The sequence below is a fragment of the Azospirillum sp. TSH100 genome (assembly GCF_004923295.1).
Classification (GTDB): domain Bacteria; phylum Pseudomonadota; class Alphaproteobacteria; order Azospirillales; family Azospirillaceae; genus Azospirillum.
Map to the genome: position 1 here is coordinate 120830 of NZ_CP039639.1, position 14266 is coordinate 135095.

A 14266-nucleotide genomic window follows, 5' to 3' on the forward strand; every position below is an offset into this window, starting at 1 on the left:
GAGCCAAACGAATGGGGTGTTGCAGGGAGATGCCGCCTTACTGGGTCGTCGGCGGAAGGGCGCCGCGGTTGGGCGTTGTCGGCAGGATGAAGGTCTGGCCGCCCTGCGGCGTCTGGGGCGATCCCACCGGCGGCACCATGCTGCGCTCGCCGTTGGCGGCGGAGCCCGTCGGCGTCCGGGTCGGCGTCCGGCTTTCCGGCGGCGGAATCGTGACCGGCTGCGGTTCGGCCCGCAAATCCTCCGGCGTCGCCTGGATGCGCGTCCGTTCGACGATGCCGTCGCGTTCCTCAAGGTAGCGGTCGATGAAGGGCTGCGCCTCCGGCCCCCGGAACTCCCAATAGCCGTCCAGGGCCCCTTCCATCACCAGCGTGTAGACAGCCTTCTCGATGGCCTGCTTCACCGCCAGTTGGACCGGTTCGTTGGTGGTGACGCCGCCCTCGATCTCCAGCAGCTTGTTGAAGCCGACATAGCGGAAGGCGTCGCCATGCAGCAGCACCGAATAGACGGTCTTGGTGGTGTTGACGCTCTTCAGCACCTCGCCGTTCTGCACCGACACCGCCCGCAGATAGACGGTGACGGTGTCCCGCCGATACTGCGTGTCGCCGCCAACGCCGAGGAAGCGGGCGCCGAAGCCCCCTGTCAGCGTGTTGCTGTCATATCCGACGATGCCGCCTTCCAGCAGGATCCCGGCATAGGTCAGCGGCGGCAGGGCCTGCGATCCTCCGCCATAGGTTTCCCGCATGGAACGGATGATCTGCCGTTCCTGAAGCAGGGCCGGCAGGCCGCGCCGTTCGGCGACCCGGAACCAGGACCGCCGCCCTGCCCGCTCCAGCGCGTTCACCAGGATGGTGGCGCCGCCCTGGGTCACCGCCCGGCTGTATTCGGAAAAGGTCTCGTTCGGTTTGTTCTGCCCGGTCAGATCCTCGAAATTATAGACCGCGACCGTCAATTGCCGAACCGGCGGCGGCAGGGCCAGCAGGTCGTCCAGCATAGCCGTCTTCGGCTCCAGCCGGGGGGTTTCGGAAAAGGCGGTTTCCGGGCGCGTTGCCGAACAGGCGCCCAGCAGAAGGCAGGCGCCGGCCAGAAGCAGGGAAACGAGGCGCATGGGGTCCGTCCGGGAGGAAGGCGAGCGAAGGGATGCGGTGCCCGACCGATGGTCAGGACCGGTAAAGAGCCGGCACGTGCGGAAGGAACGCGGGGATCAGTAGGCGGGCGTCGGAATCTGGATCACCGTCCTGCCGCCCGTCGAACTGTCGGTGATGGTGACCGAGGTCGAGCCGCCGCTCTTGGCGAAATCGACCGTCGTGCTGCCGATGACGAAGCGGCCGGAGTCCCTGGCATTCTCCCCATAGATCTGGTCGGCGATCTGCGAGGAGATCCGGCTCAGCAGGCTGCTCTGGATGACCCGCTCGAACTCCTTCGACGGGTCCGACTGTGCAAGAAGGCCGCTGTTGCCGCTCGGCTTTTCAAACTTGTTGTTGGCGTTGGCGGTGCCGAGCAGATGCTCGCTGTAAAAGGGGTTCCCGCCAAACGACGGGTTTCGGGGAGTATAGACCAGTTCACCGGCCAGAGCCGCCCCACCCGGCCCCACTGCCTGAAAAATCGCCAGGGAACCCAGGGCAAGCGTCAACGCGGCCAGGAGCAAGGATCCTCGCATGCCGCAGCACTCCCTTCAAATTTGACTTACATGTTTCGCGCCCGCCCCTGCACCCGAATGGCTCCGCTTGGGAACAGCTTCGGTAACTTCCACGGTGTCGGGCACCAACTCAGAGGAAGCTATTTGAGCAACCGCCCGAAATAAATTGCGGAGGAGGATAGTTTTGCCTTTACCCACAAAGCAAGGTTGTAGCGGGGTGGCGTAATCCCGGCAGCTTCTCCTGAAAAATCGGGTCGGATGACAGGATACCATCCGCCGCTTTGGGAGGAGGGAGGGAGCCGAACGGCGGATGAAACCACCGGCCTCCTCCCCTTCCGGAATCGCCGTTATCCGGCGAACCGGCCCTTGTACGTCTCCCGCAGCAGGGCCTTCTGCACCTTGCCCATGGCGTTGCGCGGCAGCTCGTCCACGAAGACCACCGCCTTCGGTACCTTGAAGTTCGCCAGCTGCTCCTTGCAGGCGGCGATCACCGCCGCCTCGTCCATCCCGCCACCGGCCTCGATCGGCCGGCGCAGCACCACCGCCATCACCGCCTCGCCGAAGTCGGGATGCGGCACGCCGATCACCGCCGATTCCACCACGCCGGGAATCGCGTCGATCGCCGTCTCCACCTCCTTGGGATAGACGTTGAAGCCGCCGGAGATCACCAGATCCTTGGCACGGCCGATGATGTGGACATAGCCGCGCCCGTCGATCCGGCCGACATCGCCGGTGATGAACCAGCCGCCGGGGCGGATCTCCTGCGCCGTCTTCTCCGGCATGCGCCAATAGCCGGAAAACACGTTCGGCCCTTTCACCTCCAGCACGCCGATCTCGCCATCGGGAACCGGCTCCCCCGTCTTCTGGTCGGCGACCCGGACCGACACCTCGGGCAGCGGGAAACCGACGGTGCCGGGGATGCGCTCGCCGTCCAGCGGGTTGGAGGTCAGCATGCCGGTTTCGGTCATGCCGTAGCGCTCCAGGATGGCATGGCCGGTGCGCTCGCGGAATTCGCGGTGGGTGTCGGCCAGCAGCGGGGCGGAGCCGCTGATGAACAGGCGCATATGCGCCGCCGCCGCCGACGTCAGCCGCGGGTCGGTCAGCAGGCGGGTGTAGAAGGTCGGCACCCCCATCATCACCGTCGCCCGCGGCAGCAGGCGGAACACGGCGTCCGGATCGAACTTCGGCAGAAACAGCATGCCGGTGCCGTTCATCAGCACGCAGTTGGTGGCGACGAACAGACCATGGGTGTGGAAGATCGGCAGGGCGTGCAGCAGTAGATCGTCCGGCCGGAAGCCCCAGATGCGGTGCAGGGTGGCGGCGTTGGAGGACAGGTTGCGGTGGCTCATCATCGCCCCCTTCGACCGCCCGGTGGTGCCGGAGGTGTAGAGGATCGCCGCCAGATCATCCGCCGCGCAGGCCACCGTGTCGAACGCCGGCTCCAGCCCGGCTGCCCGCTCCGGCAGGCTGCCATCGCCGTCGCTGCCCAGCGTCAGCAGCGTGCCCACCCCGGCCGCCTTGGCGGTGTCGGCCAGCGCCGCAGCACTGCCCGGCGTGCAGACGAAGACCGCCGGTTCAGCATCGCCGAGGAAATAATCGACCTCCGCCTTGGTATAGGCGGTGTTGAGCGGCAGATAGGCGGCACCGGCGCGCAGGCAGGCGAGATAGAGGAAGACCGCCTCCGGCGACTTCTCCACCTGCACCGCCACCCGGTCGCCCTTGGCAACGCCCAGATCCGCCAGCAGCCGGGCATAGCGGCCGCTGATCTCCATCAGATCGCGGTAGCTGTAGCGCCGGCCGGACTCCAGCTCGATGAACGGGGTGTCGGCATCGGTGGGGAAACGGGCGGCGACGATGTCGAAGAAGTTGTCGGTCATTCTGGTCGGATCCCTGCGGAACGGATCGCCCACCATACACCGGAGCAGGGCAGGGTGGGGACTGTGGGACGTCCCACATCGGCAATGCCGGACGGCTGGGGTGAAACCCCTACACCCTTCCAACCGCAGCAACGGTCCATCGCCATCGGCTCTCCGAAAAGGCAAAAATGTGCGCCAAACTGATTATTTATGGTGGAAAGCCGCGAAGTGCTTGCGTAAGCACGATTCATTGCACGGGAAAATCATAACGCAAAGACAACTTTCCGCGCCCACCTGACCACCCCGCCCCGGCGGTGCCGCCGGACGATACAGGAGATGGAGCGAATGACGGCCAACGATTCCACCAAGAGTCCTCCCTGCTTCGATTGCGCCACCAATTCCACCGAGCGGCTGGACGAGATGTTCATCCGCATGGTCCAGATGAAGCGCATCGCGCTGGGCCAGAAGCCGGCGGAACGCGCGGTCTTCCGCAAGCTGCACGGCGCCGCGCATGGCCGGCTGGTGATGGATCCGAACCGGCCGGAGTCGTTGCGCGTCGGCGTTTTCGCCAAGGACGAATTGCCGGCCTGGGTGCGCTTTTCCAGCGACACCGGCCCGACCTCCCCGGATCTGGGATCGACTCTCGGCATCGGGCTGAAGCTGTGGGGCGTCGATGGCGTCAACGCGCTGGGCGAGCAGGGCGACGTCGCCGACTTCATCATGCAGAACTACCCGGTCTTCTTCGTCAACAATGCGGAGGAGATGTGCGAGTTCACCTATGCCGGCGTGGTCCTGAACGACTATCCCGGCTATCTCAACACGCACCCGAAGACCAACGACATCCTGAACGCCATGTCGGCCCAGGTCGACGGCAGCGTGCTGACCACCCAATATTGGGCGATCCTGCCCTTCGATTTCGGCCCCGACCATTACGCCAAATACTCGCTGGTGCCGGAAGCGCCGCCGCCCGGCCATCCGGCGGTCAATGTGCCGACCGACGACCAGAACTATCTCGCCAACGACCTCGCCAACCGGCTGCTGGAGGACGACTACCGCTTCACCTTCATGGTGCAGGTGGTTCCCAGGAGCGCCGGCTATCCGCTGGACAAGGCGACGGAGGAATGGCCGACCGACCGGTATCCCTACCAGCCGGTGGCGACGCTGATCCTGCCGAAGCAGGATGTCTGCGCCCGCGGCCAGGGCGACTATGGGCAGGAGCTGGCCTTCAACATCTGGCGCACGCCGGTGGAGCAGACGCCGCAGGGCAGCATCGCCGCGGTGCGCAAGCTGGTCTACAACCACGGCGCCGACGTCCGCCATCAGGCCAACGGCCAGCCGCTGGAACAGCCGACCGTGCCGCGCACCGAAGCGCCGCCGCTGCCCAAGGATGACTGCATCGTCAAGGCGGTGATCTATCCGCCGATCGGCGTCGCCCGCATCGGCAACGCGCCGAAGGGCTATGTCGTCGGCCCCGAAGTGCCGAACCCGAAGCCGCTGATGGCCGGCGACGACCCGGCACAGAACCCCTACCGTGACGCCGAGGGCCGGCTTCTGCCGCAGGCGGCGCGCTTCCGCATCTATGGCGTCAACGCCATGGGCCGGATCGTCCGCGAGCTGACGGCGCCGGACAGCAAGGCCGACATCACCTGGAAGGTCCATCTCGCCAACAAGAAATCGGCCTGGTACGGCTTCCAGCTGGCGCTCGACATTCCGGAAGCATCGTCGGCCGACCCGACCACGCTGCGCAACCCGACCGTCGCCGACCGCGAGGCGCTGGTGCTCGACGCCGGCGAACAGGCGATCCATGCCGGCCATGGCAAGCAGAGCCGCAAGCTGGTCGCCGGCAAATTCATGCACCAGGGCGAGCCGGTCTATCTCGGCCGCATGTGGTGCGAGGAGGGCGACCACCGCCTGCTGGTCACCGGCGGGCGCGGCTTCTCCGCCTCCTACAACGGCACCAAGGCGATCACCTTCGGCAACAACGAGGGCTGGCACGACGACACCTCCGACGGTCCGGTCGATGCGGTGGTCAAGCTGAACGGCATGGAGCTGCCGGTCACCCCGGCCTGGATCGTCGTCGCCCCGCCAAACTATGGGCCGCAGCGCAAGTCGGTGCGCACCATGTGGGACCTGATGCGCGACGTGGCGATCCAGGCGGGCACCCTGCCGAAGCCGGCCCGCCCGTCCTTCACCCACGACATCTACCCGGTGTTCGAGCGGATGACCGGGCTGCAATGGGTCAATGCCGGCTTCGCCGCCGGGTTCGGCTGGAAGTCCGCCAACGACTTCACCAGGGAGGAGTGGATCGCGCGGCTGAACGACCGCAGCCTCGCCAACCAGGAAACCCGGCGGGTGCTGAAGAACTCCTTCCGGCATGACGCGGTGGACAGCTGGTCGCCGATGCCCTGGCCCTGGGTCTATGGCGACGCGATGAACATCCCGCCGGCCCAGACGCCGCGCCAATACACCGCACTGACCCAGACGCAGCTGGACTTCCTCGACCAGTGGGTCGCCGGCGACTTCGACGACGATTGGGGCAAGGTGCCGGTCTACACCGAGTTCGATCAGGTGCCGCTGGACGAGCAGGGCGACGTGCTGACCCGCGCCGCACTGGACTTCTGCCTCGCCGACGCCTTCCATCCCGGCTGCGAGATGACGTGGCCGGTGCGCGCCTCCACCATGTATATGGAGCCGTTCCGCTTCGCCCATGCGCCGAAGGGCTGGGTGGAGCCGGGCCTGGGCGCCATCCTGTCCAGCGACACGGTGACCATCCCCAACGGCCCGCTCTATGGCCAGCTGCCCGGCGGCATCACCCGCTGGATGGCTGTGCCGTGGCAGACCGACACCGGCAGCTGCCGGTCGGGCTACGACGCCAGCTATGATCCCAACGTCCCCACCTTCTGGCCGGCCCGCGTGCCGAACGAGGTGCTGACCCGCGAAAACTACCGGATCGTGATGGATGCCGACCAGCCGCCGCAGGTGCGACTGGCCGCCTTCGCCAACCGCGCCGCCTGGATCGCACCGCTGGGCACCACCAGCTACACCGACCAGATCAACAACATGATCCATCACTTCGACCATCTCGGCGTGGTCGAGGTCAATCCCGGCCCGACCGATCCGGATGGCGCCAAGCTGTTCCCGCCGCTGATCGAAGTGGAGGACCAGCACATCCCGATCCCCGACGTGGACGACACCGTCGACACCAAGGCGGTGCGGACGGCCCACCACACCCTGTCCACCAGGGCGCCGGCCGCCTCGGGCGGAGGGGCCGGTGGTGGTGCCGGGCTGCGGTCGACGCAACCGGTCGACATCAGCCGGATCGACAAGGTCCGCCGCTTCCCACGCGGGCTGCGGTGACGACACCCGTCGAGGCGGATGCGGTGGTGGTGGGGGCGGGTCCGGCCGGATCCGCCTTCGCCCTCAACCTCGCGCCGCTGCATCGGGTGCTGGTGCTGGACCGACGGGACGGCCCCGCCGTTCAAAACGGCGTATCCCGCATCGGCGAATCGCTGGCCCCGGCTGCCCGCCGGCTGCTGACCGACATGGGTCTGTGGGAGGCCTTCCTGGCCGAAGGCCATTCCCCCTGCCATGGTGGCCGGTCGGTCTGGGGCGGACCGGTGCCGGTCGAGGCCGACAATCTGCGCGACCTCGACGGGCCGGGCTGGCACCTCGACCGCGGCCGCTTCGACGGCTGGCTGCGCCGGGTGGCGGTCTCCCGGGGTGCCGCCCTGCTGGTGCCGGCCCAGCCGCTGTCGGTCAACAGGGCAGGGGAGGGCTGGCTGCTGGAGGTGGAGACCGCCGGCCGCCGCATTCCCGTCCGCGCCCGCCTGCTGGTCGATGCCGGCGGACGCGGGTCGCCACTGGCGAAGCGGTTCGGTGCCCGGCGGACGGTGTCGGACCGGCTGGTCTGCGGCTGGATCCACGGCTTTGACGCCCCCGGCCGTCAGTCCGGCCTGACCTGGATCGAGGCGGAGCCGGACGGCTGGTGGTACAGCGCCCCACTGCCCGCCGGCCGCCGGGTGGTCGCCTTCCACACCGACGCCGACCTCGACGCCGCGGCCGACACCCGCCACGCCGTATCGCTGCTGCGCCGTCTGTCGGGCTGCTCCGTCCTGTCCCGATCTTTGGAGGCCTGCGGCTTTGAACCGGACGGGCAGGGGGGCTTCTGCGCCGCCCACAGCAGCACCCTGTCCCCGGCGTCGGGCGACGGCTGGCTGGCGGTCGGAGATGCCGCGCTGGGCTTCGACCCGCTGTCGTCCCAGGGCATCTTCAACGCGCTCTACACCGGCCTCGCCGCCGCGGAAGCCGCCGATCGCCTCATGTCCGGTGATCCCGCCGCGCTATCGGGCTACGCCGCCGGCCTCGTGCCAATCCGCGACGCCTACCGCACCCATCTCCGCGCCTGGTACGGCCTGGAACGCCGCTGGCAGGACCGCCCCTTCTGGCGCCGGCGCCTTGATACGCCCTCTCCCGTCTCAGGAGAGGAAGGATGATGTGGGACGTCCCACATCACCCTCTACCACCCGCCCCCAAGCTCCCGCACCAGATCCACCAGCGCCCGCAACCCCGGCGGCAGATGGCGCCGGCCTGAATAGTAAAGGCACAATCCCGGAAACGGCTGGGTCCACTCCCCCAGCACGCGCAGCAGGCGACCGGCGGCGATGTCCTCGGCGACATGCCATTCCGCCAGATAGCCCACCCCCAGCCCCGCCCGCACCGCGTCGAGCATCAGAACGGGATCGTCCAGGATCAGCGGCCCGCTGCCGTCGATGGCGACCGTTTCGCCATGGCGCTCGAATTCCCAGCGATAGAGGGCGCCGCTCGGCAGGCGGCTGCGGATGCAGCGGTGACCGGAAAGATCGGCCGGGGTCGCCGGCAGGGAGCGCCCGGCAAAATACCCCGGTGTGCCGACGACCGCGAAGCGCAGTTCAGGGCCGAGCGGGATGGCGATCATGTCCTGCGGTACCTGCTCGGCCAGCCGCACGCCGGCATCGAAGCCCTCCAGCACGATATCGACCAGTTTCCCCTCGGTGACGATGTCCACAATCATGTCGGGATAGCGGCGCAGATACTCCAGGATGAGTGGCTTCATAACCATCCGCGCCGCCCCGGCCGAACTGTTGATGCGCAGCGTTCCGGCCGGTGACGCCCGATGGTCGGACAGCCGGTCGATGGCGGCGCGGATGTCGCGCAGGGCAGGGGCGGTGTCGGCGACGAACTGCTCCCCCGCCCGGGTCAGCGCCACGCTGCGCGTCGTCCGGTGGAACAGCCGCACCCCCAGCCGCTCCTCCAGCGCCGCGATGGCGTGGCTGAGCGCCGAGCGCGACATCCCCAGTTCGGCTGCCGCGGCCCGGAAGCCGCGATGCCGGGCGACCGCCTGCACAGCCTCCAGCTCCGCCAATCCCGTGAGTGACATTGTCCCGATCCGTTCACCGATTCATGCGGGATTGTCCACCTTATCACCCGACAGCCCCTGCGCCACCTGAATGACCAGCCGCCCAACGACGCATTCGGGAGACCCGTCATGCACGAGATCGACACCATCTATATAGACGGCCGCTTCGTCACCCCGCACGGGACGGAGCTGTCCGACCTGCACAACCCGGCGACCGGCGCCGTCACCGGCCGCGTCCGCCTTGCCGACGAGGAGGACGCGCGGACGGCCATCGCCGCCGCCAAGCGGGCCTTCCCCGCCTTCTCCCGGACCGGCAAGGCGGAACGCATCGCCCTGCTGCACCGGCTGGGCGATGCCGTCGCCGCCCGGCGCGGCGACCTGCTCGACGCCGTGATCGACGAATATGGTGCCCCCGCCTCGCGCGCCGCCTTCATGGTCGATCACCCGGTGAGCGCCTTCCGCGAGACCGCCGCACTGCTGGCCGACCATCCCTTCCTCCGCCGGATGGGCAGGGCCGAGGTCAGCATGGAACCGCTCGGCGTCGCCGGTCTGATCACGCCGTGGAACAGCAACGCCGGCTTCATCTGCGGCAAGCTCGCCACCGCACTCGCCGCCGGCTGCACCGCGGTGATCAAGCCCAGCGAGATGAGCGCCCGCCAGACGCAGATCGTCACCGAGGCGCTGCATGCCGCCGATCTGCCGCCCGGCCTGTTCAACATCGTGACCGGCCGCGGCGACCGGGTGGGGACGGCGATCTCCAGCCATCCCGACGTCGCCAAAATCTCCTTCACCGGCTCCACCGCCACCGGCAAAGCGATCCTGCGCGCGGCGGCCGACACGCTGAAAAGGGTTACGCTGGAGCTGGGCGGCAAGTCGCCGACCATCATCCTCGACGACGCCGACCTGTCCCAGGCGATCCCGCTGGCGCTCAACGCCGCCTTCATGAACAGCGGACAGGCCTGCATCGCCGGCACCCGCCTGCTGGCCCCGCGCAGCCGCCTCGCCGAGATCGAGGCGCTGGCCAGGGCGGCGGTCGAGGCGGTACGGGCTGGCGATCCCCGCGATCAGGCGACCACCGTCGGCCCGATGGTCAGCCGGATCCAGTGGGAGCGGGTGCAGCGCTACATCCGCATCGGGCTGGAAGAGGGCGCCGTCCTGCTGGCCGGCGGGGAAGGGCGGCCAGAGGGGCCGCCGGAGTTTTCCGGGGGCTGGTTCGTGCGCCCGACCCTGTTCACCGGCGTCCGCAACGAGATGACCATCGCGCGGGAGGAAATCTTCGGCCCGGTCCTTTCCATCATCCCCTATGAGGATGAGGAAGAGGCGGTCGCCATCGCCAACGACACCGTCTATGGACTCCAGGCCTATGTGCTATCGGGCGACAGCGCCCGCGCCCGCCGGGTGGCGGACCGCATCGTCGCCGGCCGGGTGCTGATCAACAGCCTTGCCCACGACCCGAAGGCGCCCTTCGGCGGCTTCAAGCAGTCCGGCATCGGCCGCGAGTATGGCAGCTTCGGCCTGGACGCCTTCCTGGAACCCAAGGCTCTGCTGGGTGAGGGCGTTTAGGCGCCCTCTTCCAAAATAGCATCGATCTCCGCCCGCAGTTGCAGCAGCCGGTCGCGGTTGTCGGGATCGAGGTAGCGGCGCTGCTCGCGCACCACGGCGACATCGCGCAGGATGCGCTTCACGCTGGCTTGCAAGGCCCGCACCGCCTCCTTCGCCTCCGGCTCCTGGGCGGCATCCGGCGGCGGAGCCTCGGCGACGGCGCCATTGGCATGCTCGCGCTTGGCCTGCCGCACCGCCTTGACGCTGGCGCCCTCCTTGGCGCGCTCCCACAGCCGATCCTGCAGCTCGGCCGGGGCGGCGGCGATCTCGATCATCACGGAGCGGGAGACATGGGCGAACCGCGTCGCATACTCCTCCCGGATTTCCACCGGCAGCCCCATGATCGCCAGCAGCTTGGTCACGTCGGTGCGATCACGCCCGACGACGGCGGCCAGCTCGTCGTGGGTGTAGCCATGCTTGTCGATCAGCCGGGCCAGCGCCGCCGCATACTCCACCGCGTTCAGATCGACGCGCTGGACATTGTCGATCAGTCCGATCTCGTCCGGATCGCCGGAGGTCAGGATGGCGAAGACCGTCTTGCGGTCCAGCATCTCATGCGCACGCACGCGGCGCTCGCCGCCGATCAGCAGATACTCGCCCTGGGGCAGGGGGCGGACAAGGATCGGGTTCTGCAAGCCATGCCGCTCGATGGAGGAGGCGAGGCTGCGCAGCTCCGCCTCGTCGAAATGGCGGCGGGGCTGGTCGGGGTTGCGGCGGACGCGGGCAAGGTCCAGCTCCACCACATGCGGGAAGCCGGCCGAGGTGCCGAACAGCCGGTCGCTGCCCACCGTCAGCCCGCCGGCCACCACGCCGGCCGGCTCCGCCGCGCCGCCCAGCAGTTCGCGGGTCTTGCGTTCGAACTTACGCGACATGCGGCATCTCCCGGTTCTGGGCATAGGCGCGGATCTGGCGCGCCACCTCGCGGAAGGTCTCGGCCCCCGGCGCCTTGGGATCGCCGGCCAGCGTGATCATGCCGGCCGCCGCCGCCTTGCCATAGACGGTGGCACGGGGGATGGGATCGAAGACCGGCACCTGACTGGCGTAGGACTCCATAAGCTCCTGCAAGGTCGCCCGGTCCTGGGTCAGCCGGTCGTTGTACATGGTCGGGATGATGCCGGCGATGCGCAGGCTGGGGTTCACCCGGCGGCGGATGCGGCCGATGGTGTCGACCAGCCGCTTGACGCCCAGCAGGGCCAGCGCCTCCGTCTGCACCGGCACCACCACCAGCTCCGCCGCCGACAGCGCGTTGGCGGTCACCAGCCCCAGGTTCGGCGCGCAGTCCATCACCACGAAATCATAGGCGTGGCGCACCTCGTCCAGCTTCTCGCGCAGGATCAGCCCGCCGGTGGAATCCGCCGCCAGCTCCACGTCGGCATCGGCCAGCGACAAGCCGGCCGGCGCCAGATCCAGCCCGCGCTCCGCCGTCGGCATGATGACCGAGGTCAGCGGCTCTTCCGAGCGCAGCACATAATAGAGTGTCTTGCGCTGCTGCTCCAAGGCGACGATGGCGGCGTTGCCGATGCCGACATGGACGGTGGCGTTGCTCTGGGAATCGCAGTCGATCAGCAGCACCCGCGCCCCGCCCTCGGTCAGGGCATAGGCGAGGTTGACGGCGGTGGCGGTCTTGCCGACGCCGCCCTTCTGGTTGGCGACGGCAAGATAGGTTGCGGACCGGGGCCGTTCGTCCGCCTTGTGACGGGTCAGGAAATCGACGAGCTGCTGCGGGATCCGCTCCGCCCCGCTTTCCCAGCGGCTGATCCGCGCCTTGGTATAGCTGCGGCCGAGCTGCGCGTTCAGCCATTCGGCGAACTGCGTCTGGTTCTCGCCGCGCCGCTCGCGCAGCTGGCGCATGTCGTCGCCCCCGGCACCCATCGACAACACTCCCGTCATTCGCCTCGGACTCCGCCCCCCGGCGGATAGCCGCGCGGAGTCTGAGCAAGTTGCCGGAACTTTGTCAATGGACCCCGTGCGGAGTTGCAACAACAAGCCGACCGATCGGTCAGCCTCGTCCGGTCCGCTCCGGTCGGTCCCGATGCTCCCTCGCCCGCAACTCGGTGAAGACGCGGCGGACTTCCGGGAACCGTTCCTTCACCCGCCGTTCGATGCGGGCCAGCGCCTGTTCCACCTGTCCGGCGCTGACGTCGTCGCGCACGTCCAGGCTGACGTTCACGATCACCACCTTGGGGCCGAGATGGATGGTCAGCACCTCGTTCACCTGGTCGACCGCCTTCTCCTCCCGCACCAGGACGCGCACCCCATGGACAAGGTCGGGGCGGGCGGACTCGCCGATCAGCAGGCTCTTGGTCTCATAGGCGAGGAAGGCGGCGGTAGTGGCCAGCACCAGCCCGATCAGGATCGACCCGACGCCATCATAGATCGGCTGGTCCAGCAGCAGGTCGGCCGACAGGCAGGCGGCGGCGATGATCAGCCCGACCAGGGCAGCCGAATCCTCGAACAGCACGATGAAGACGGTCGGATCCTTGCTGGCATGGACGGTCTCGAACACGCCGGCCTCACCGCGGTCGGCGTTGAAGGCGCGCAGCGCCACCACCCAGCTGATCGCCTCCATGACGAAGGCGACGCCCAGCACGACGAAGTTGATCCAGGCGGACTCCACCGGCTGCGGGTGCAGGATCTTCTCCACCCCTTCATAGATGGAGACCACGGCACCGCCGGCGAAGATCACCAACGCCACGACGAAGGTCCAGAAGTAAAGCTCGCGCGCGTAGCCGAAGGGGTGGCGCTCGTCGGGCGGCTTCCGCGACCGCTTCAGCCCGACCAGCATCAGCGCCTCGTTCCCGCTATCGACCAGGGAATGCACGGCCTCGCTCAGCATCGACGCGCTGCCGGTGATCAGCGCCGCGCCGAATTTGGTGACGGTGATCGCCAGATTGGCCGCGATGGCGGCGATGACGACTTTTCCCGAGTCCCCGTCTTCGGCATCCCCGGCCGAAGCCGCCCCAGCCGATGCCGCCACCGCTTCGCGCACCATATCACCCCCTCCACCGATCCGGCCCTAGGGCAAGACAACTCCGCCACGGTCAACCTGTTCCCTGGCGGCCGGAGTCCTGAACCTTGGTGACGCCCCCGAGGCGGCAGAACCGGGGACGGTTTGAACTTTGGTGACGCCCCTGGCCGGACCGACTCGGCATGACTCTTGAACTTTGGTGACGCTGGCCCCTTCCAGGGTTTGAACTTTGGTGACGCCTGGAGTCGGGAATCGACTCGACGACGCGTTTGAACTTTGGTGACGCCCGGACAATCCGGACCGATGAAGAGCCGCGGAACAAGCCTCCGGCTGCGCAAAACCTTCCGTCCAAGCGGTGGGAAGCGCTCCCAGCCGTCATTCGCGCGAAGGCAGGAATCCAGCCAATTCAATGCATTATTGAGCAAAGCTCCCGGATCCCCGCCTTCGCAGAGATGACGCGACGCCGATGATTTTCAATGGCCCCGCCAGCCAGACCAAAGAAAGGGGACCCTGGCACAGGCCCAAAACGCCACCCGTCTTACCTGCTGGAATCCTTGAACTTTGGTGACGCCCAGCAGGCCCCGCCACCCGAATCCACCCCCGAATCGACCGGCACAGCGTCACCAAGGTTCAAGCGGACAGCCGCTCCACCACCTCGATTCGCCCACAGGCCCAAGGTTTTTCCCCATGAACTCTGGTGACGCCAGTCTTGAACTGTGGTGACGCGACTCGGACTTATCCCCTGAACCTTGGTGACGAATCTAATAGTTGGTTCCAAATAGCTTCCAATTAGCCTGCGTCACCAAGGT

General features: G+C 67.8%; 10 protein-coding genes. 3 read left to right on the forward strand and 7 right to left on the reverse strand.

Annotated elements, in window-relative coordinates; translation table 11 throughout:
• Nucleotides 1–37: 37 nt before the first annotated feature.
• The 3 genes from E6C72_RS28550 to E6C72_RS28560 form a co-directional block, all read right to left on the reverse strand.
• Nucleotides 38–1105, reverse strand: a complete 1068-nt coding sequence (locus E6C72_RS28550) for a CsgG/HfaB family protein (RefSeq protein ID WP_109865433.1) — start codon at nt 1103–1105, stop codon at nt 38–40.
• Between the two features lie 96 nt (nt 1106–1201).
• The gene (locus E6C72_RS28555) at nt 1202–1657 is read right to left on the reverse strand and encodes a curli production assembly/transport component CsgF (protein ID WP_109865434.1); all 456 of its coding nucleotides are present in this window, start codon (nt 1655–1657) and stop codon (nt 1202–1204) included.
• Between the two features lie 326 nt (nt 1658–1983).
• A complete protein-coding gene (locus tag E6C72_RS28560; RefSeq protein WP_136700868.1) occupies nt 1984–3513 on the reverse strand; it encodes a malonyl-CoA synthase in 1530 nt (509 codons plus the stop codon).
• Nucleotides 3514–3837: 324 nt separating this feature from the next.
• Here E6C72_RS28560 and E6C72_RS28565 point away from each other — a divergent pair, with 324 nt between their 5' ends.
• On the forward strand, nt 3838–6849 hold the full coding sequence (locus E6C72_RS28565) for a LodA/GoxA family CTQ-dependent oxidase (protein ID WP_109443546.1): 3012 nt from the start codon (nt 3838–3840) through the stop codon (nt 6847–6849).
• Nucleotides 6846–7985: an NAD(P)/FAD-dependent oxidoreductase gene (locus E6C72_RS28570; protein WP_109443547.1), complete on the forward strand. Its 1140-nt coding sequence runs from the start codon at nt 6846–6848 to the stop codon at nt 7983–7985. Before E6C72_RS28565 ends, E6C72_RS28570 begins: the two co-directional genes overlap by 4 nt.
• Before the next feature lie 23 nt (nt 7986–8008).
• On the opposite strand, the gene E6C72_RS28575 is transcribed toward E6C72_RS28570, so the two are convergent.
• Nucleotides 8009–8908, reverse strand: a complete 900-nt coding sequence (locus E6C72_RS28575; RefSeq protein WP_109443548.1) for a LysR family transcriptional regulator — start codon at nt 8906–8908, stop codon at nt 8009–8011.
• A 108-nt stretch (nt 8909–9016) separates the two neighbouring features.
• On the opposite strand from E6C72_RS28575, the gene E6C72_RS28580 reads away from it, so the two are divergent.
• Nucleotides 9017–10450, forward strand: coding sequence for an aldehyde dehydrogenase family protein (locus E6C72_RS28580; RefSeq protein ID WP_109443549.1), 1434 nt, complete (start codon nt 9017–9019; stop codon nt 10448–10450).
• On the opposite strand, the gene E6C72_RS28585 is transcribed toward E6C72_RS28580, so the two are convergent.
• From E6C72_RS28585 to E6C72_RS28595, 3 genes are all read right to left on the reverse strand, one after another.
• Complete coding sequence (locus E6C72_RS28585) at nt 10447–11361, reverse strand: ParB/RepB/Spo0J family partition protein (RefSeq protein ID WP_109443550.1); 915 nt, start codon at nt 11359–11361, stop codon at nt 10447–10449. The genes E6C72_RS28580 and E6C72_RS28585 overlap by 4 nt on opposite strands.
• Complete coding sequence (locus E6C72_RS28590) at nt 11351–12379, reverse strand: AAA family ATPase (RefSeq protein ID WP_109443551.1); 1029 nt, start codon at nt 12377–12379, stop codon at nt 11351–11353. The genes E6C72_RS28585 and E6C72_RS28590 overlap by 11 nt, the downstream gene beginning before the upstream one ends.
• Nucleotides 12380–12488: 109 nt before the next feature.
• A complete protein-coding gene (locus tag E6C72_RS28595; RefSeq protein WP_109443552.1) occupies nt 12489–13481 on the reverse strand; it encodes a cation diffusion facilitator family transporter in 993 nt (330 codons plus the stop codon).
• Nucleotides 13482–14266 lie beyond the last annotated feature (785 nt).